The 20,055-nt window shown below is 49.8% G+C and carries 18 protein-coding genes; 10 read left to right on the top strand and 8 right to left on the bottom strand.

Annotated elements, in window-relative coordinates; all coding sequences use genetic code 11:
• The first annotated feature begins 5 nt into the window (after nucleotides 1–5).
• The 10 genes from ACI0FF_RS03215 (at nucleotide 6) to ACI0FF_RS03260 (ending at nucleotide 7,279) form a co-directional block, all read left to right on the top strand.
• On the top strand, nucleotides 6–404 hold the full coding sequence (locus tag ACI0FF_RS03215) for a hypothetical protein (RefSeq protein ID WP_419798697.1): 399 nt from the start codon (nucleotides 6–8) through the stop codon (nucleotides 402–404).
• A 14-nt stretch (nucleotides 405–418) separates the two neighbouring features.
• Nucleotides 419–985, top strand: a complete 567-nt coding sequence (locus ACI0FF_RS03220; RefSeq protein WP_419798698.1) for a hypothetical protein — start codon at nucleotides 419–421, stop codon at nucleotides 983–985.
• A gap of 2 nt (nucleotides 986–987) precedes the next feature.
• A complete protein-coding gene (locus ACI0FF_RS03225) occupies nucleotides 988–2,331 on the top strand; it encodes a hypothetical protein (RefSeq protein ID WP_419798699.1) in 1,344 nt (447 codons plus the stop codon).
• A gap of 44 nt (nucleotides 2,332–2,375) precedes the next feature.
• Nucleotides 2,376–2,771 (top strand): hypothetical protein, encoded by a 396-nt coding sequence (locus ACI0FF_RS03230; protein WP_419798700.1) that lies wholly within the window; start codon nucleotides 2,376–2,378, stop codon nucleotides 2,769–2,771.
• Between the two features lie 69 nt (nucleotides 2,772–2,840).
• The gene (locus ACI0FF_RS03235) at nucleotides 2,841–3,383 is read left to right on the top strand and encodes a DUF1833 family protein (RefSeq protein ID WP_419798701.1); all 543 of its coding nucleotides are present in this window, start codon (nucleotides 2,841–2,843) and stop codon (nucleotides 3,381–3,383) included.
• Nucleotides 3,380–3,784 carry an NlpC/P60 family protein gene (locus ACI0FF_RS03240; RefSeq protein ID WP_419798702.1) on the top strand — a complete coding sequence of 135 codons (405 nt, stop codon included), beginning with the start codon at nucleotides 3,380–3,382 and terminating at the stop codon, nucleotides 3,782–3,784. The genes ACI0FF_RS03235 and ACI0FF_RS03240 overlap by 4 nt, the downstream gene beginning before the upstream one ends.
• Nucleotides 3,785–4,032: 248 nt before the next feature.
• Entirely contained in the window at nucleotides 4,033–6,156 is a 2,124-nt protein-coding gene (locus ACI0FF_RS03245; protein WP_419798703.1) for a host specificity factor TipJ family phage tail protein, read from the top strand.
• A 23-nt stretch (nucleotides 6,157–6,179) separates the two neighbouring features.
• The gene (locus ACI0FF_RS03250; protein ID WP_419798704.1) at nucleotides 6,180–6,470 is read left to right on the top strand and encodes a DUF6127 family protein; all 291 of its coding nucleotides are present in this window, start codon (nucleotides 6,180–6,182) and stop codon (nucleotides 6,468–6,470) included.
• Nucleotides 6,470–6,865, top strand: coding sequence for a hypothetical protein (locus ACI0FF_RS03255; RefSeq protein ID WP_419798705.1), 396 nt, complete (start codon nucleotides 6,470–6,472; stop codon nucleotides 6,863–6,865). Before ACI0FF_RS03250 ends, ACI0FF_RS03255 begins: the two co-directional genes overlap by 1 nt.
• 3 nt (nucleotides 6,866–6,868) lie before the next feature.
• Entirely contained in the window at nucleotides 6,869–7,279 is a 411-nt protein-coding gene (locus ACI0FF_RS03260) for a 3TM-type holin (protein WP_419798706.1), read from the top strand.
• Between the two features lie 3 nt (nucleotides 7,280–7,282).
• On the opposite strand, the gene ACI0FF_RS03265 is transcribed toward ACI0FF_RS03260, so the two are convergent.
• From ACI0FF_RS03265 to ACI0FF_RS03300, 8 genes are read right to left on the bottom strand one after another with little or no spacing between them, the layout of a single operon-like run.
• Nucleotides 7,283–8,131, bottom strand: coding sequence for a restriction endonuclease (locus ACI0FF_RS03265; protein WP_419798707.1), 849 nt, complete (start codon nucleotides 8,129–8,131; stop codon nucleotides 7,283–7,285).
• A complete protein-coding gene (gene mcrC / locus ACI0FF_RS03270; RefSeq protein ID WP_419798708.1) occupies nucleotides 8,118–9,269 on the bottom strand; it encodes a 5-methylcytosine-specific restriction endonuclease system specificity protein McrC in 1,152 nt (383 codons plus the stop codon). Before mcrC ends, ACI0FF_RS03265 begins: the two co-directional genes overlap by 14 nt.
• On the bottom strand, nucleotides 9,269–11,689 hold the full coding sequence (locus ACI0FF_RS03275; protein ID WP_419798709.1) for an McrB family protein: 2,421 nt from the start codon (nucleotides 11,687–11,689) through the stop codon (nucleotides 9,269–9,271). Before ACI0FF_RS03275 ends, mcrC begins: the two co-directional genes overlap by 1 nt.
• Nucleotides 11,690–11,728: 39 nt before the next feature.
• A complete protein-coding gene (locus ACI0FF_RS03280; protein WP_419798710.1) occupies nucleotides 11,729–14,842 on the bottom strand; it encodes a type I restriction endonuclease subunit R in 3,114 nt (1,037 codons plus the stop codon).
• Nucleotides 14,839–15,702 carry an FRG domain-containing protein gene (locus tag ACI0FF_RS03285; protein WP_419798711.1) on the bottom strand — a complete coding sequence of 288 codons (864 nt, stop codon included), beginning with the start codon at nucleotides 15,700–15,702 and terminating at the stop codon, nucleotides 14,839–14,841. The genes ACI0FF_RS03280 and ACI0FF_RS03285 overlap by 4 nt, the downstream gene beginning before the upstream one ends.
• Nucleotides 15,695–17,074 (bottom strand): restriction endonuclease subunit S, encoded by a 1,380-nt coding sequence (locus ACI0FF_RS03290; RefSeq protein ID WP_419798712.1) that lies wholly within the window; start codon nucleotides 17,072–17,074, stop codon nucleotides 15,695–15,697. Before ACI0FF_RS03290 ends, ACI0FF_RS03285 begins: the two co-directional genes overlap by 8 nt.
• A complete protein-coding gene (locus tag ACI0FF_RS03295) occupies nucleotides 17,064–18,794 on the bottom strand; it encodes a type I restriction-modification system subunit M (RefSeq protein WP_419798713.1) in 1,731 nt (576 codons plus the stop codon). The genes ACI0FF_RS03290 and ACI0FF_RS03295 overlap by 11 nt, the downstream gene beginning before the upstream one ends.
• A 13-nt stretch (nucleotides 18,795–18,807) precedes the next feature.
• The gene (locus tag ACI0FF_RS03300) at nucleotides 18,808–19,743 is read right to left on the bottom strand and encodes a WYL domain-containing protein (RefSeq protein ID WP_419798714.1); all 936 of its coding nucleotides are present in this window, start codon (nucleotides 19,741–19,743) and stop codon (nucleotides 18,808–18,810) included.
• Nucleotides 19,744–20,055 lie beyond the last annotated feature (312 nt).

Here is a 20,055-nt window from a genome sequence, read left to right on the forward strand (position 1 = left end):
CTGAGATGACGACCCTTGCTCACTATCAAACGCTTAAAACGGCTGAAGCCAATGCGTTCTCGGCCATCAGCGCCAAGCTGGATCAATCCAATCTGCGCATGGATGACTTCGCCCTCATGGTGAAGGCCGTGGAGCTCATGGAAAACATCCAGGATCCGTTGGCCTATGAGGCCTTGAAGCAAAAGATCGCCCAGAAATCTGTCGGCTTCTATTCCCCGGATTTGAGCGGGGAAGACTTGCTCATGCTGACCCGGGCCACCCGTATTGGCGACGTGCCTTTCGGTGCTGAAGAGCGCTGGAAGCTGATGAACCGGGATACCAGCAATCTGGATCTCGCCGGTGACGTCATGGTTGGCGAGCGTTCCCTTGAAGCCTTTGGCGAAAGCGTCCTTGAAAATCTGTAATTGGAGAAACATCCATGCCCCTCACAATCCCACCCATTCCGGACACGTCGCCTTTTGCGACCTTCGATGAAGATATCGACATCTTCAGTAATTCGAAGGCCAAGGATATTCCGGCCAAGTTGAAGGCCATCACCGAAGCGTTGAAGGCTCATATCAACACCCTCTGGCTTGCCACCGCGACCGGATTTGTAAACGACACGGTCATTGCGGACCTGAATACGGCGCTCGCCAACATCGAGGCCTTCAACAATGCCCTGGAAACTCATATCAACGATCAATTGGCCGAGTTTGAGGTCAATCTGGGGAACTACCTCGGCGTTGGTGCCGGGTATTCGGTTGATGCAGCCAACGCGGCCCTGTTCACCGGCACCATTGTTTCAGGCGACTTGACCTACGACACCTTGGGCCGGGTCGTGTCTATTCAGCAAGGGCCTCGTCTCGTGGACAACATCACCTACGACGATCAAAGCCGGATGACGAGCTATGACGAGACGCTGAGCATTGGCGGCATCGACTATGCCCGCAGCTTCACTTTCACCTATGCGCCCGATGGGCAAATCGACGCCATCACGGAGGTCTGACGATGGATATTCTGACGTTTAACGCTGTCAAACAGCAGCAACACCACCTGAACACGGACCTCTTGGATCCTTGGAAGCGTCCGGCCTTTGCCGTGGTGTCTATGGTTGGCTCATCCCCATGGGGAACAATTGTCTACAACCATTATCTCCAAGAAATGGGTCGCCAGAATTACAACGACAGCAGCTATACCCAAGGCTGTACCAGCAGTGATGGCACCGAGTTTTTTAACAACTGGTATTCTTACGGCCAGACCAATTCCAACATCTCTTCAACGGACTCGTCCTATGGCGACAACACGGCCCGTTGCGGTCATCTGGGTCACATTGCCCTGGCTGTGGCTCCCGACGGCTCCATGATTGGCCGTGCAGCCCCTTATGCAGCAACGGCGCTTCGCAATGTCGGCGTTTGGGTCAATAACAAGACCAATAAGAACCTCGCCCTGTTTATGGAAAACCAATACGCCGGGGTTGCGCCCCGCGCCATCGCGCCAGGGCGTTTGTCCGGGACAGAAGGCTGGCACTTGGCCTGGACGGCGAACAAGTTCTACGCCCAGAACGATTTTGGCACTTACAGCAAGTACGGGATGATCGGATACAACGAGAAAACCCGCACCCTTGTGATCAATGAAAACACCAACGGTGGGACGGGCATGCGTTTGCATGTTTACTCAAGCGTTGCTCCCTTCGATATCCACGCCTCAGACCGCAAAACCTGGTTCGATGCTCTGGACGAGGCCAATCATACCTTCTTTGACTGGACGGCAAACTCTGCGGGCTACAGCGAAAGCCTGTACCGTGCCGTTGTTGTGCCTTGCGATGATGGGAAGGTGATCATCGTTCGGATGGAACCTCACAGTTATTGCATGCTGGATCGGTTCACGCCGGATGGTGCCGGTGGCTTCACACAGGAAGCGACTCACACGCTAAGCACCACAACGTCCTATGGGATGGAACAAGGGGATCGCAACGGTCTCCGCTTCCAGATCTCAAACGACGGCAAATACGTCATTTGTTATCAGCCCTATTACTACTACGGGGCCGGGGCCGAGGTGTTCCTGATCCGGGTGTCCGACGGCAAGTATGTGTTCTTGCAGCATCAGGACAGCAGCTACGGGCGTTCTTTTGCGCCGATCCGCGACAGTGATTTCATGATTTCCTATAGCCCTAACTCTGACAGCGGCTACGGCATCTATATGTCGCACATCGACACCAAGAGCATTTTTGAGGCGATCGCCGACAAGGGCGACATGAGCTCCAAGGTGCCGGGCTTCAATGTCTACATCTTCGACAGTGCCTATCACTCCACCAACTATCCTTACATCGTGCCGATCATCGGAGGTAACTAATCATGGTCGATAAAATCAGCTTCCCCCATAGCGACGACTGGGGCGTGATTGGCCCAAATGGTCAATTCAAATTGCCTGTGCCTTCCAAACTCGGCCACCGCTTTCAGTTGGTCGATGGCAAGGTGGTCGATCGCTACGGAGGTGTCACAGACGATGAGGTCAAACAGCAAGACGCCGATACCGTGGCATCTCAACAAGCAGCGGAATTGAAAACAGCACGATCCGCTCTTGTTGGCCGGGTTAAATCAGAGGCCGGTGAACGGATTACGGCAACCGATTGGAAAGTGGACCGTGCCAGAGAGCGCGATGCCCTGAACGGCACCACCACCTTGCAAGATGTCTACGCCGAGCGCGAAGCCATCCGAACCGCCAGTGATGAGGCGGAAACCGCCATTGCTGCGCTTGCCACATTGGACGAGATCCAGGCCTTCACCTGGTAAAACACTCTTCCCCAATCGAACCAAATCTACCGGCCTTGAGCCGGTTTTTCTTTGTCGGCGTTTTGATCCATGCCTGATCCAACACTTAGCCAGGCCATCCGCGAGGCCTATGCAGCCGCGCCTTCCGATGTGGTGATCCTGCATACACTCGAATTGCGCCATCCAGCTTTTGTTGATGACGACGGAAGCCCGACGGCCATTCGGGTGGTGCGAGATCACCGTGATCTGGAAGCCCGCCTGGAGGCGTCTGCCCCCGTAAACGGTGGCGAGATGGTGACCTTCATTGCCCTTGCATTTGATTTGTCGTTGCCGCCCATCGACACGGCCCCCGTGCCAGAAATTACAGTGACATTGGACAACGTTAGCCGTGAGATCGTTCGCCATCTGGATGCGGCAGCCGTTTCTCAGGACAAGATCGAAATCACCTATCGGCCCTATCTCTCAACCGACCTTGAAGGGCCACAGATGGATCCGCCGATCACACTGGTGCTGACCGAGGTTGAGGCCAATGCCCTGCAGGTGACCGGTCGGGCCCGAATGCTGGATATCGGCAATAAGGCCTTTCCGAGTGAGACCTATACGGCCAAGCGGTTTCCGGGGCTCACGCGATGACACATTGGGCTGAGAATTATATCGGCCTGCCGTGGTCCGCCACGGGGGAGGGACCGGACTCGTTCCATTGCTGGGCCTTCGTTTGCTGGGTTCAGGAGCGGCATTTAGGGCGGCGCTTGCCCGCAATCGCTAATCCCGAGGACCTGCTCGGCATCGCCCGAGACTTCCGCGATCACCCGGAGCGCAAACGCTGGGATCTTGTTGAATTCCCAAATGAAGGTGACTGCGTCCTGATGCGCCAGGCCCGTTATCCGATCCATGTCGGTATCTGGCTCGATGTGGATGGAGGCGGAGTGCTGCATTGCGCCCAGGAAGCCGGTGTTGCTTTTCAAACCCTTTCGTCCCTGTCTGCCAATGGCTGGCGGGTTGAGGGCTACTACCGATTTGTTGGAACCGATTGATGCTCGCTGCCGTCACCATTGTCAGAAATCCATTCTATCCGGAGCGGGACCGGGAGGTGTGTCCGGTCCTAAGCCCAGTCACCATAACCCAGTGGCTTGATGGTCAGGGCGTCCAAGAGGCGCAGACGGGTGCAGCCCGGACAGGGACAAAAACCGACTGGTTTGATCGACCGACGATCTGCCTCTTTAACGGCCAGGCTGTTTTGCGGGCAGATTGGGGAACCACGTTCATCAATGACAACGACGTGGTGGCTTTCGTGACCTTGCCCCAAGGGGGCGGAGGTGGAGGTGGTGGGGGGAAGAACCCTCTGCGCACAGTCCTATCCATTGCGGTGATGGTGGCCTCTTTTGCGCTTGGCGGGCCTTTGGGGGCGGCCATGGGGATTTCGGCCAATGCTGGGGCTGCCCTTGGTATTGGCGCAGGCGTTCTTCAGCAAGCTATCGGCGGGGCGATTATCTCGCTGGCAGGCATGGCGTTGATGAATGCCGTTGTGCCTGCGCCCAAGCCATCCGTGCCGTCGTTGAGTTTTGGATCCGTTGGTGCGCCACCAGCACCCAGCCCGACTTACTCCTTGTCAGCGCAGGGCAACGAGGCCCGTCTCGGCCAGCCGATCCCCGTCCTCTATGGCCGTCACCTGATCTATCCCGATCTAGCGACCCAACCCTATCAGGAATTCGTGAACAATGAGCAGTACCTGTTTCAGCTCCATGTGATCGGGCAGGGTGAGTTTGATCTTGAACAGGTTCGCATTGAAGACACACCCATTGCGTCTTTCGAAGAGGTGGAGACCGAGATCGTTGGGCCGGGCGGCAGTGTCACATTGTTTGAAACCGATGTGGTCACCGCGCCTGAGGTCGCCGGACAGGAACTGCGCAGTACCGGTGATGGCGGGGACTGGGTTGGTCCGTTTACAGCCAATCCCGCTGAGACCAAAGCCGGTCACATCGGCATTGATGTGGTGTTCGCCCGGGGGCTCTATTACGCCAATGACAGTGGTGGGCTGGATACCCGCAGCGCCCAGTGGGAGGTTCAGGCCCGGACCATTGATGATGAAGGACTGCCGACAGGTGGTTGGGCATCCCTGGGTACAGAGAGCTATACAGCCTCAACCAATTCCGTCCTCAGGCTAAGCTATAAATACGTCGTTTCGTCCGGGCGCTATGAAGTGCGGATGATTCGCCTTGATACGATTGATACCTCGTCGCGTGCTGGACATGAATTGCGCTGGGGGGCTGTCCGCTCGTATCTGGAAGGCACCCCGGATTTCGGCAATGTAACGCTGTTGGCCGTCAAAATGCGGGCGACCGATAACCTGTCGCAGCGATCGTCTCGCATGATTAACTGCGTGGTTACTCGGAAGCTCTCGATTTGGACCCCTGAAACCGGGTGGTCATCGCCTGAACCGACACGCTCCATTGCCTGGTCCTTCGCTGATGCCTGTCGAGCGTCTTACGGCGCTGGGTTGGCCGAGACACGAATGGACCTTCAGGCATTGACCGCTTTGGATCAAGCCTGGACGGAAAGGGGCGATACCTTCGATGGGGTTTTCGACAGCACCATGACGGTCTGGGAAGCCCTGATCCGTATTGCGCGATGTGGACGGGCCGTTCCCGTATTGCAGGGTGGTGTGGTGCGGCTATTTCGGGATGCGCAGCAGACTTTGCCCGTGGCCATGTTCAGCCCCCGCAATATCGTCAAAGGCTCATTCAAGATTCAATACATCATGCCGGGTGATGATACGGCGGATGCCGTAACCGTGGAGTTTTTCAATTCCCGGACATGGAATCCAGACGAGGTCACATCCAGTCTTCCGGATAGTGCAGCAGAAAAACCAGCAAAAGTGATGCTTTTTGGTTGCACCAATGAACCGCAAGCCAAGCGCGAAGGGCTCTATATGGCAGCGGACAATCGCTATCGCCGAAAGTTGGTTTCCTGGCAGACCGAACTGGATGGCCTAATACCGACCTATGGGGATTTGGTAGCTGTCACGCACGATATGCCGCGATGGGGGCAAGGCGGTGAAGTGGTTTCATGGGATCCGGAAACTTCAATTCTGGAAGTCTCAGAGCCGCTGGAATGGTCGAATGGAGATGATCACTACATTGCCTTGCGCCGTCGCGATGGCAGCCCGGCTGGGCCGTTTAAGGTTCAAGCCAATGGTGATGATATGAGATCACTGAGGATCTTGGATGCGCTGGATTTTGTGCCTTACACCGGCACGGCAGAAGAGCGCAGCCACTTTGCCTTCGGTCCCGGAGAAGCTTGGAGTGCTAAGGCGCGTGTGATTGCTGTCAGGCCCCGTGGCGAGCAGGTCGAGATCACGGCAGTCGGCGAGGATGTTCGTGTACACGAGGCCGATCTAGCCGCCTGAAATTTAATACGAGGAGAAAGCCGATGAATTGTCCTTCAACGAAGGACGGGCATGTCGTCATGCCTGAGGAAGAATTTGAGCAACTGCTTGAGTTGGCCGCTGAACGTGGTGCAAAGCGGGCACTGGCGGATGTTGGTCTGGTCGATGAAGAAGCGGCTGGCGATATCCGTGATCTTCGCTCTCTACTCGGCGCTTTGCGTGTGGCCAAGCATACCGCCTGGTCGACCATTGTCCGTCTCGTCACCACAGGGGTGTTGATCGCCCTGATGGCGGGGGTGGCCATAAAACTTAAACTGTTTGGGGGAGGTCACTGATGCCTGCGTTCTCTGAAAAATCCATTGCCAAGCTTTCTACCTGCCACCCGCTCTTGCAGCGGGTTTTTCGTGAGGTGGTGCGGGAATTTGACTGCACAATCCTCGAAGGGCATCGAGACAAAGACCGCCAAAACCAGATGGTTGCTGAAGGAAAAAGTCAAATTCGATGGCCGGGCGGGAAACACAATACTGTTCCGTCTTTAGCCGTTGATGTGACGCCTTATCCCATCAAATGGGACGATCGGGAACGACAGACGTTGTTCGCAGGTTATGTACTAGCCACCGCCAAATCCATGGGCGTGACTCTGCGCTGGGGCGGCGACTGGGACCGGGACACCGAGGTCCGAGATAACAGCTTCGATGACCTCGTTCACTTTGAGATCGTGGAGGGTTGAGCCATGCTGGATAAATTGATCGGCGGAGGCCTTGTCACTGCCGCAGAGGGCGTTGCCAATATTATCGACCGCTTTGTTGAAACTGATGAAGAAAAACAGGCCGCCGAGATCATCAAGGCCAAGCTGATGATGAAACCCAGTCTGGCCCAGATTGAGCTCAACAAGGTTGAGGCAGGGCACCGTTCCATCTTCGTCGCTGGATGGCGGCCATTCATCGGCTGGGTCTGTGGCTTAGCGCTTTTGTGGCACTTTATCCTGTTTGACCTGCTGACTTGGGTGACAGTGAATTTCTTCCCCCATGTATCCGAGTTGCCGGAGCTCACTGGGACGGAGACGCTGGTCACTGTGCTATTTTCCCTGCTTGGCTTGGGTGCCATGCGGACAGTTGAGAAGTTTGGGGGGCGAGCAAAATAAAAATCAAAGATTGATAAACCAGTCAGGGTCGACAGATACTTTCTCGACAAGTTCTGTTTTTATGCCAAGAGCGAGTTCTTTTAGTTTGTCCGCTAATTGGTCTCCATCAACGAGATCGATTGGTGCTGCTCCATCTCTCGTGGCTTCGTCGATAGCTGCCTTTGTGAAACTTCCTGTTGTAATGAAGAGCCCCCGATCTGCTCTGCCGACAGTAGCTCCTCTGAAATCTCGTATTTCTGGGGCTCCGACCGAGCCCTTATATTTTTTGCACTGGAAAGCGATGTGAAAACTCATCAAGCCATTGATGCGAGCAATTCCTTTCCCATCAATTCCGCCATCTCCTGTGCGACCTGTTACCTCCACATGAATAAAACCTGATTCACGGAGTAAACGCTGCGTCAGACGCTCAAACGAGTCTGGGCTGATTTCATTGATTAGGACCTGATGTAATTTCTCACGCCATGCAAGGGCTTCATCTGGTTGCTCCGAAGAGTCTTCAGGAGTGTTTTCTGGTTCATTGGAGGCAGATCCCTTGTCTAGGCACCTGACATAGGTCACGATTTCCTTGCTGTCGATAGTTTCTGATTTTTTAGCTTTTTCAGTTAAAGCCCAGACACCTCTTGATGAATTCTCAAGGTAGCCTGCCTTCTTGAGATAGGTTCGCGCCCACGCTAAACGATAGCCGATTTCTGTTTGGCTGCTTTTTTCTGGGTTATGAAGAACAGCAAGAGTCTCATCATCAAATTTTTCAAGCTCTATAACGGCTTCATAGATTTCATCAATACTGCCAGACCCTCCAAGGTTAACGAGTGCTTTCATCAATGGCAGCATAAGCTGGTCAAATGTGACCATGATTTTGTCCTCCAAATTCAAGAGGAAGCAGGTTCAAAAGCTGATCCCCGATGTTAGTCGCCGTTTCATCTAAATTCACTGTGCAGAAATGGATAGGGTGCCCTTGAATTGACACCTGTTCAGATACAGTTTTGTCGATGGTCGGATGTAGAAGCATGCCGGAAGTGGTGAAAGAATTTTTCTTACCTGGAAATTCCTGGCTCCGAAGATATGTATAGATTTGGTATAGGTATCCGCTTCTTAGAGTTTCCTCACGAAACCAGCCCTTTGTCGTGATTGAGTTAAATTTAGTGTCAATTACGAGTCTTTCGCCAGTTTCCTTGTTTTCGATCGAAATGTCGGTTTTCATGATCGGCAATATAGCGTCAATCCCGTTAGTTCTTTTGTCAATTTGCCAGAGGAGCTGTTCGCCGGATGACACTCGAAATTTTGAGCGATTGAGTCTGATTGCATAAAACCCAGCGATAGCCTTTTCGAATAATTTACGTAACCAACGTATATCGGTTTCGGGCCTTAAAATATGGCGATCTCCAGACATCTGTGTTGGAAGCATTAGGTCAAAGGCTAAGTCAGCTGCGCTTAGCATTTTTTGGTCCTCAAAATCGCTTCGTCCCAACCGTTCGCTCTTGCTTGAGTATCCAGTCGGTTTCCCTTGAGTTACGCCCAAACGATCCATGCTGAAAGCTAATGATCGGCAGTGCTTCGACAATTGTTTTTGAGAGGTAATTTTTGCTAGTTGTTCTAAAGCTGCTCGAACATAACGGTTTCTGGGGGTGTTAGTGGTAAGTCTTTCAAACGTGCAAGAAACTTTGCCTTTTTCGAGAAGCCGATGACTTTCTGTGTAAAGCGAATTAATTCGCCCTCGTACTTGTCCAAGAATTGCGGTCTCTTGGGTATAGCCAAAGCTAAGATTTCGGATGAGGCGACGTTCCACTTGGTAGCACAATACTTCTGCTACCAAATCAGCAATATCCTCGGGGTTCTCAGTCAATCTAGATTTGTCAGAACCGAGATGTCGAAACATGTCAGATGCATACAGAACTAAAAGCCAGATATTTCTTACCGGTATTCCGCCCAAAAGTTGCTGGCTTAGAGCTGTAGGATTTGTATCTGGCGCATCTAGTGAAGCTGTATCCATCACAGTCCTGCCAGTAACTTGCTCTTAGCACTCTGAGAGCGATCAAGATCGTCAAACCAATACTCGTCCAGAAGTGGGCCAATTTCCGTTTGGACAACATTTCGATACCAGTCTAAAGCGTCTGTAATTTTTGCATTGAAGGCAGGAGTCACATAGCTATGACCTATTTTAAATTGCGCCCCCAGATTTCGATCATTCTCAATTTCGGCATTTAAAGAGATAAGGCGCTCTTCGATGTTCTGAAGCACCTCCATATCTATTCCTGATTTTTCGTGAACCCATTTTTTCCAGGGATCACCAAACGTGGGCTTAAGATCGATAAAAGCAAAACGCCTACGAAGAGCCAAATCGACTAGAGCGAGGGACCTGTCTGCCACATTCATTGTGCCGATGACATAGAGGTTATCAGGAACGAAAACACGTTCGGAATCACTTCGACGATAACTTAGCTCAAGAGCTTCTGCCGGTGTTCTTTTGTCAGCTTCAAGAAGGGTTAGCATTTCACCAAAAATTTGTGCAGGGTTACCCCTGTTGATTTCTTCAATGACGACAACATGCTTATTGCCTGCATCCTTTTTAGCCTGATTGATCGTCTCTAAAAACGGGCCATCCACAAGGTCTAATTTCCCTTCCCCAGCGGGCCTCCAGCCACGAACAAAATCTTCGTAAGAAAGGTTGGGGTGAAATTGAACTGCACGAATTTTGTTATCGCTTTTGTGACCGATAAGGGCGAAGGCTAACTTTTTGGCCAGCCAGGTTTTTCCCGTTCCCGGAGGGCCTTGTAGAATCAAATTTTTCTTGTTTCTTAAGCGTTCCAAAATTGCGGCTAAGTTATCTTTTTCTAGAAAGCAGCCATCTTTGATAATGTCATCCAATGTATAGGGCTCGATAGGAGCGACCGCTGGCTCTGATTCATCCTCTGTTTCATGTTCCAAGTCAGGGTCAGTTGCATTGGGGTGCGCGGAAGTGCCTGTGTCTTTGTATAGCCATGCAGCGAGAGAGAGTTCTGGAAACGAGTGAACAGGATACGCATCTTCCAGAAAGCGCAGCTCAAGTTCGTCTAGAATTGCCAAGTAGTCTTTTCCTGAGCACCTACGCTTCGGGCCGTTTTTACCAATTTCGATTCCGAGCTTTTTCTCAATATATAGCTGTGATTGACCATCAAGCGTGGGGAAATTCCATGGGCGTACCCAATAAAGGCCCATCGATAAATTCCAGCCAACGCCGTATTGTTGAGAAACAATGCCATAGCCCGAAAGGAATTCATCTCTGGCATCAGCGTCATCTTTATCCGCGAAATTTAGGGCTTTTTCAAAAAAGTCCCAAAGCCTCTCGATGTCGCCGTCTTCTCTCCTGTCTTCAAAACCGAAAAACCAGGACTTTTGATTGTTCAGGATTGGTATCCCTTCAAATGAGTCCGGAACTGGTTCTTTAACGTCCAAAAAGTCAGCTAGTTCTTTTGCGATGGCTTTTCTATTTTCATCAGTAATTCCCCTGTTGAATGTTCCCATGGTGGTAAAGGGACAAATGTCTGTTTGACCTTTATCCTTGATGTAGGACAGGTCTAGTTTTTCGGCCAATTCGTTGATGAATTTAATAAGGCCTCTTCGGTCGTCTTTGTGTTTTAAAAGCGCTTGACCGATCGCTTCATAAAACTTGGTCCAGTGGAAACGTTTTGTTTCTACTGGCGTATCACCAAATCTTTCTTGCCAGAATGGTGCATTTCTAAAGCGGTCTAATTCCTGAGGTATATCATTGAACGTAAAATCAATGAGGCCTTTTGCCTCCCACCGATCAGGGGTTAAACGCCAAATCGTGCTTCTGTTTGTATAAAAATACCATTCCCGTGGTGTTTCATATTTAGGCGACCAGTCCACATCAACGGTTTGGCCATCACCATGGTTTTTGGTGATGACACCGATGACTTTGATACCCATTGCAGAAACGGATTGGCCTCCATTATCGAATGGCAGGTTGTGCTTGCGTGTGTACGACGATTTAATAGCAATGAGGTCGCCAGTTTTCATTGAGCGCACCACATCAAGATATTTATTGTCATAACCGTTTTGCCAGATCCCTTCCTCTATGAAGCTGTCTGTTTGATCTTCGGCTGCCTTGCCCCACGAAGCTCCCACGAACCAATATGATTTTGGGTTTGTGCTTGCCATTTTTGCTTTGGCAAGGATTGCATCTGTAATAACCCCTGCTAGTGGCAATTCGCTTTTGTCCATAATTGCTCTGATTTTAAGCTTGAGCTCAGCTTGGATGTCACTTTTTAAATGCCAATCAGTGTACGACTGGATCTTGTCAACGACTTGAGCAACATCGTTTGTGACCGTGGCCAAATGGGATGCCTCTAGCTCCACCTTTTGTGAAGCTGCCTGTTCTAAAATGATTTTTCTTATATCTTCGGTCTTCATGACGGATTTCCAGTGTCAGCATACATTCAAGAATTTGGGCTATCGGGTCCAGGAGTTGGAGAGCGTTTCGGCTTGCTTTAAGACCAGCTCAACAGCTTCGGCTGCTTTGTCAGGCGGGTACTTCCACCTCTGAAGAGTCCGTCGGACAAGTATCTTGAGCTTTGCCCGGACACTGTCACGAACCTGCCAGTCTACGGTTGTTGATTTCCTGAGTTTCTCAGTGATTTCAACGGCGATTTTTTTAAGGATTTCATCACCGAGCTCGCGTACTGCACTCTCATTGTTGGCTAAGGCATCGTAGAATGCGACTTCATCAGGATTAAGGCCGAGTTCTGCTTCTCGAGCCATCTCCTCCTGAAACTCTTTCGCCATTTGAATAAGTTCTTCGATCACTTGCGCCGTCTCAATGGCACGGTTGTGATATTTTCGAAGAGTTTCTTGCAGGCGGTCGGCAAACTTCTTTTCTTGCACGACATTGTTTCTGGTTTTTGCCTTGATGTCGTCTTTGAGAAGTTTCTCCAATAGTTCGACGGCAAGGTTTTTGTGGGGCATCTGCCGCACGTCTTCCAGAAACTCTTCAGACAAAAGGCCGATATTCGGTTTGTCTAGACCGCAGAGTGCAAAAACGTCAGCTACGCCCTCAGCAACAACAGCATTATCCAGAATTTGCTTTAATGCAGAATTCTTCTCTTCTTCAGTGCGCTTCTTGTCAACCGTTGTGAATTTGCTGATTGCAGCTTTGATGGCGCTATAAAAAGCGATTTCTTTTCTGAGATCTTTTGCTTCATCCAGTGTGCTGCTGAGTGAGTAAGCCTTGTTTGTTGCTAGTACTAAATCTAGGAAGCGCTTTTTGCCGTCCTCTATCCCAAGAAGGTAGTTCGCGGCAGGCACCAGAAGTTTATGCGCATCCGTTTCAAAAGCAGACAAATCAAGACCGGGAGCCTGAGGTGTTTTGGCAAACATCCCTCTGATAGCATCCAGCTTTTCCAATAATATGGCGAAGGCTTCCGCCGCGTTTAGGGTCGGTTGACCTTTTCCCTTGGCATCGGTGTAGGTTTTTAGAGCCTGCTTGAGTTCGTTGGCAATGCCGATATAGTCGACGACAAGGCCGCCCGGTTTATTCTTGAAGACACGGTTCACCCGAGCGATCGCCTGCATCAAGTTATGCCCCTTCATGGGCTTGTCGACATACATTGTATGGCAGCATGGGGCATCAAAACCAGTTAGCCACATATCGCGGACGATCACGATTTTGAGCGGATCGTCTAGGTCCTTGAAACGTCTCTCAAGGCGTTTCTTGGTTTTCTTGTTGTAGATGTGTGGCTGCAGTAGTGCCTTGTCCGATGCCGATCCGGTCATCACGATTTTTATCGCGCCCTTTTCTGGATCGTCATCATGCCAATCTGGGCGAAGGTCAATAATTTCATTATAAAGATGAGCACAGATGTCACGGCTCATGGCGACAATCATTGCCTTACCGTCCATAGTGGCATTACGAGATTCAAAATGCTGCACAATATCGGTGGCAATTTCTTTGAGGCGAGGGGTTGAGCCTACCAGCTTTTCAAGGCGGCTCCATTCACCTTTGGTTTTTTCCCTGTTCCCGACATCTTCGTCATCTTCAATTACTTCGTCGACCTGATCGGACAGTGCCGCTATATCATCTCGGTTAAGGTCAAGTTTTGCCAGTCGAGACTCATAGTAAATTGGCACTGTCGCACCGTCGTCAACGGCATCTTGAATGTCGTAGATGGAGACGTAGTCACCAAAGACGGATCGGGTGTCTTTGTCTTCTTGCGAAATGGGGGTGCCGGTAAAGCCAATGAATGATGCATTTGGTATGGCATCACGCATATGCTTGGCATATCCGAATTTATAGCTTCCATCTTTGGTGAGGACAGCTTTAAGGCCATATTGGCTTCGGTGGGCTTCATCCGATATTACCACAATGTTGTGGCGGTCATTTAGAATGGGGTGAGTGTTCTCGTCATCCAGAACCGCAAATTTCTGAACTGTTGTAAAGATAATGCCACCGGAGCTTCGTTCACTTAGTAGGTCACGCAGTGTATCCCGATCGTCAGCCTGAACCGGTGTTTGCTTCAAAAGCTCTTGGGCGTTGCTGAAGGTCGCAAAAAGCTGGCCGTCCAGGTCGTTTCGGTCGGTCACAATGATAAGCGTTGGGTTGTTCATCGCAGGTTGCTGTAGGAGTTTCCCTGCGTAACAACACATGGAAATGCTTTTGCCAGACCCTTGCGTGTGCCAAACAACACCAGCCTTTTTATTTCCCCCTTCATGAGATGCTTCAATGGTTGCGGCGACAGCTTCGCGCACGGCATGGAATTGGTGGTAACCAGCTATTTTCTTTATGATTTTCTCGCCGTCTGTCTCAAATAGAATGAAGAAACGGACATAGTCTAGAAACAATTCACGATCGAAGAAGCCCCTTACCATTGTTTCCAATTGCCATTCCAGTAAGGGCTTGTCGTCTTCATCTTTAATCGTGCGCCACGGCATGAAGCGTTCTTGGTTGGCTGTCAGGGAGCCTACACGAGCTGTGTAGCCGTCGCTGATGATCAAAGCTTCATTAAAGATAAAGAGGTCAGAGATTTCTTCTTTGTAGGTCTGTATCTGATTGAAGGCATCCCAGATATCGGCGTTTTCGTCTGAGGGGCTTTTTAATTCCAAAACGGCGATGGGCAGGCCATTAATAAAGCAAACAATATCCGGCCTGCGCGGCTGTTTGGTGCCGCTTACGGTAAATTGGTTGATGGCTTGAAAACGATTTGCAGCGATATTTTCAAAATCAATGAGAAACGCATGGTCGTGGACGGGTTTGTCCCCGTCTTTAAAATCAACCGGAATGCCGCTTAGCAGAAGGCGGTGGAAGGCTCGGTTATTTGTAATGAGATCAAGGCTTTCTGCGTGGCGAAGCTTCGCAAGTACCTGCTCTAAGCAGATAGAGATGGCTTCGCTCGGGATATGTTTGTTAATTGCCGGGAAAACAGCGGTGAGCTGGTCCGTCAGCAGAACATCAGAATAATTGCCGCGTGCCGGATTGGCTCCATCAGGCGCGATGTCAGGGCCGTGAACGACTTCCCAGCCAGTTTCCTTGAACCAATCAAGGCAGAGGTTTTCTAGTTGTTCTTCATTCATTGTTCACCTCTTAATTCTGCCTGCTCAGTGCGGACCTCGTTCGAAATCAATTCGTTGCAATGAAGGGAAGAACCGGTCAGGTCGGGATATAAATTTGCAAAATGCAGGTTCATTCTGCGTAGCGCCATTAAACAATCTTGACGCTCATCTTTCGTTTCAATTGGGATATGAAGTTTGAAAATGTAATCTTTAAGGACGAGAGGGTCGTCCACATCGACTTCGTTTTCAGCCAGAGTGTTAATGATTGTGGTTTCGAGGCTTGTTTCACCGCTGGGGGACAGGGTGAATAAGCCATCTTGACTGATTAAACGGTCATGATCGCTGCTCAGTGGATTAACAAAGAGGTCATGAGGAAAAAACGTTTCAAGGTTGCTTTTGTTCAAGCCGAATATGGCACGGCTATAGTTCTTTGGCTTCTCATGCTTTGGATCTTCCTCGTGCATGGCGAAAAACATGGCGACAAACGGGGAGTGAGACCAATCGAGAAGGGGTGTCCACAGGCCATAATGTTGACCCAGGGCCCATATGTCATCGGCACTACCCATCTGAGAGACGGGAATTTTAGTTCTGCCGCGAATAGAGTATTTGAAATTCTCTAAATGGCGTTCGGCCCAGTCTTCTTGGTAGGTCCCCGCTTCTGTCATGCGGGCGATACTAGGTGTTAAGCCCCAAGATGCATTCCTTTGTCCGCGAAACAGCATTTCGCATGATGAGGACGCAATCTTTCCTGCGTTTGTAAGTTGCAGAAATTCTTCCCAATTCTTCAAACGGGCCACAGGGATGTTGCCATCCACTTTATCGCCGTGGATGACGAAATCGGGCCACTTAGGAGATTTCAGGAAGGGTTTCCGTCTAGTCATCAGCAAGCCCCTCCAAATCGATTTCTCCCGACAGGAGCTTGGGTAAAAGCGTGTCCCGGAGCGATTTTAGCGTTTCCTGCTCGACCAAATTGCTTTCAATGTTGTCAAGGTATGGAGCGGTCACGCTGCAGAATAGAGCTTGGATCTCTTCAGAAGGAACACAATACTTCAGTTTTTCCATATCTTTGCGAGTTACATGACCTAGGCCAGTGGTCTGCTTGTTTTTCGCTATCGCAATGAAAACAGGCTTTAGATGTTTAAGAAGCCAAAATGTGGAGTTCCGTTGGGCAGGCTCAGAGTTGACCACTTTGAAAATGTGCTGATTCAGCCAAGCTTCACCGCCAACCCAAATAAAGGTGTCAATTGAAGTCTCTGGACTGCCCGACCAGGAAAATAATATATCTCCGGTGTCGAGTTTGAATTTGTCTCCAAGGTCTGTGTTCGTAAATTTTGTATTTCCGGTAATTCCACTTTTAAGTTCCGCAATTTTGATCACGGGCTTTGCATCAGGATCAGAAGAAAAATGCATATTTTTATATGCGGCACCGTTAATGAATTCAGCAGAATTGATCACAGCTTCAGTTGTCCAACCCTCGGGGATCGGGCCAAGTTCACTGTCTGCCAAAGCTGCTGGAAAGAGTGCGGCAGTAGCTTGGAGCTTAGCATAAGCTTCTGGTTGGTCAGCTGCCATCGCATCTAATGCGGCGCTGTCTTTGCCAGAAATGGCTGTCATCGCGGCGCGTTCGGCTTCGTCTTCTGTGCCGCCTGCTTCGAGAACTTTAATTTTTGCCTTGGTTGGCTCAAAATCCACAAACCAGCTTTTGAAAATCGCTTGCGCCATTTCCTCCAGCGTTCTGTTGATCTGGTTGTTGATTTCGATTTTGTCGTCGAGCGCCTTTAAGTGGTCGCCAATTTTTCTTTGAACATTTGGGCTAGGTATATAGGCTCTGTATTGTGTGATTGCAGTTTTATCACCGCGTGGCATTTTAGCGCCTTTTGATGTCTGATCTGTGTAATCGACAAAGTGCTTGTTGCTCAGCAGGTAATATAAAAATGTAGGCAATACATTTTTTTTATCTTTGGATCGAAAAATTAAAACATCTGGTGAAGCGCCGCCTTCAAAGCTTGCATGCCACACTTTGCGAAAGTATGTGCGAATGTTTGAAAATAATGTGTCGCCAACTTGGAAGTGATTAAATTTTGAAGCGGCCGGTAATTTAGACGCCTTTTCGACTCCTCCACGATCCACGATCATATTGTCGGTGGAAATATAAGTATTTTCATCTACCTCATCGGCGGAAATTTTATCGCTGATTAGGTCAATAATATTGCCTAATTCATGCGTTGTGTTGAAATCAAAGTCAGCAGTCATAACCCAACCCCGCCAAGTTAGATTTGATCTCATTCTCCAACGCTTCGGCTGTTTCAAACTGGGATGAAAGTTCAGCCGATAGACGGGTCATCTTTTCTGTAAACGGTTCTGTATCTTCTTCACCGTCAACGGCACCGACGTAACGACCGGGTGTAAGCACAAAGTCGTGCTTGTCCATGTCTGCTAATTCGGCAGAGAAACAAAAGCCTTTTTCATCCGCATAATCAGTGCCTGTTTTCCAAGCATGGAAGGTCCCAGCAATCTTTGCGATGTCTTTATTCGTAAAATCACGCAGCACCCGGTCTTTCATGAAGCCGATATTTCGAGCGTCGATGAAGAGTGTTTTGCCGCTGCGATCTCGTTTTCCATTGCCGCCCTTTTTGTTTTTGGTTAGGAACCAGATACAGGCTGGAATTTGTGTGTTAGTGAAGAGTTGGCCTGGCAAAGCAACCATACATTCTACGAGATCGTTTTGGATGAGAGCCTTACGAATAACGCCTTCGTTGTTGGTGTTGCTGCTCATAGACCCATTTGCGAGTAAGAGTGCCATAGAGCCATTGTTGTTCAGATGATGCAGCATATGAAGAATCCACGCGAAATTTGCATTGCCTGCAGGCGGTGTTTCATACCCTTTCCAGCGCACATCATCTTCAAGGCTGGCATGCCACCAGTCTTTGATGTTGAAAGGCGGGTTGGCCATCACAAAGTCGGCGCGAAGATCTGGATGCTGATCATCTAAAAAGCTATCAGCGTTTTTCTTGCCGAAATTAAAATCGATCCCGCGAATAGCCATGTTCATGGCAGCCAATTTCCAGGTGGTTGGATTGCTTTCCTGACCGTAAACCGAGATATGTTTCTTCTGCTCCTGAGCGTTGTAATGCTTTTCCGCAGCATGGGCTTCGATGAATTTATCATTCGAGACGAAGAAGCCCCCCGCACCCATGGCAGGGTCGTAGACGCGGCCTTTATATGGCTCGAGCATTTCTACAATCAGGGTAACAACGCTTTTCGGTGTGTAATACTGCCCACCCTGTTTTCCTTCCGCGAGGGCGAATTGCCCGAGGAAATATTCGTAGACGTGACCGAGAATGTCTTTGCTGTGCAGGTCCAGCTTTTCCCCTTCAAATTCCGGATTGCTGAAGCTGGTATCCGAGAATTTGTTGATGAGCTCTGTAAGGTTATGGTTATCCACCTGATATTGACTAATGCGTGGAAGGACATTTTTTAGTTTTGGGTTGGCTGGCTTATCGCCAATCTTATAAGTCTCAATGGCTTCAAGCGCATTGTCGATCAGCTTTGAAATAGACGTTAGCTTGATGTCTTTGCCGCTCTCGTCTTGTCCGATAACGGAACCAATGGGCTGGGCAGCCGTTGTTTTCAGGAAGTCCCAGCGTGATTGTTTGGGCACCCAAAAAACATTCTTTTCCTGATAATACTCGTGAAGTTCCAACTCGGCGCTGACGGCTTCTTCGTATTCTTCGTCGCTGCCATAATCGTCACGCGGCATGAAGTAGATGTTGTCGTCGCTGTCATCTTCCGTGAATAATTTGCGAAGCTCATTGCGGCGTTCTTCGAATGCATCAGATACATACTTTAAGAAGATGAGCCCTAGCACCACATGTTTGTAGTTGGCGGCATCCAGGTTGTTGCGCAAACGATCGGCAGCTTTCCACAGTTTGTCGTCGAGCTCTTTTAAGAATTTTTGTTCTGCTGATTTCATCTTTTTCTCTCATTCACGCATTGCTGACGTCAGTCAGGAACTGTTGGTTGTGATGGCTGGTATACCCTGGTGCAATCGCAAGGTTTTCAACGCCGTAAAGGGTTGGGGTGTTCTTCAGCCACAGATGATACTCTGGACCGGCTAGTTTATGGTCTTCGGTGCAGTCCACATTCCACTTACGGAGAAGGTAGCCAGCAACGGCGGCTCGAACCTCTACATTGAGCAGGTTGTCAGACATGCCATATTCAAGGCTAATGGCTTCCGGGTGTTTAAGGGCAGGATGCGGAACGATATGCATCTCAACAATTCGGTTCCACTGTTTGTCCGCGTCTTTTATTTCATGAGGCAATATCAATACGTTCTTTGCAAGTTTAACGCTGGCGATCCTGTTAATTACAAAATCAGAAAAGCGCTCTCTTGCACGGTCAAACCCACGCACATGCCAGCGAAGACCATTATCGACCAGTGCGAAAGGGACTATCTCGCGTTTTGAATTGCCGCTTGATATGGATAGGTAGGTGATTTCAAGGGGAACCTTGTTGTGGATTGCCCTAGTGATGGCAGCCAGAATATCAATATTGGGAAAATTCAGCTCTGTTGGAGCTTCGGCGGGAACCAGTGAGCATTCCGGGCTGACAAAATCATCCCCATAGCCATGAAGAAGGGCTGCAAGTGTCTGGCTCCCCGAATATTCGAAAAGGGGTCTGAAACCGTCACGCTGGATATAGGTTTTTACTTTTGTGTCATATTCGATGTTTTTAGGGGTTAAGTCTTTGTATTGGGAAAGGTCGCGTGAGGCTGCGGCTTCCTTGATCCCGAATCGCTCGACCAAATCAGATCTATTAACTGAGCCTAGGAAATAGAGTTTGAAGTCGATATGAAACAGTCGCTCCTGCTGTGCTTGGCTGATTTCGGCCAGTTTTGCTTGGATGTCATCCCCTGCAGACATTTTTCTCCCCAGTTTTATAGCGTGCCAGTTGCGGCTATAAAGTAGCGTATAGGGATATATGGTATTTATATATGTGTCAATATGATAACCACTAAGGGTGTTGGTGTCCGATGTTTTTACCCTTGCTCTTTTCTGAAAGGGACGTGCCAATTTGGCGGCAGACTGGCACGTCCCTAACTCGCAAAGCTGATTGCCTATCAATCAACCTTTCGACCAGCAATAAGGTGCTAGTCTTGGTGGGCCCAGAGCGGGATCGCCGCCATCCCCACCTCCGTCCTTGATCCGCCCCTCACGACGGCGTCTCCGACGGTC

The organism is Terasakiella sp. 4MB5A (assembly GCF_050058155.1).
In the GTDB taxonomy this organism is placed as follows: Bacteria; Pseudomonadota; Alphaproteobacteria; order Rhodospirillales; family Terasakiellaceae; genus Terasakiella; species Terasakiella halodenitrificans.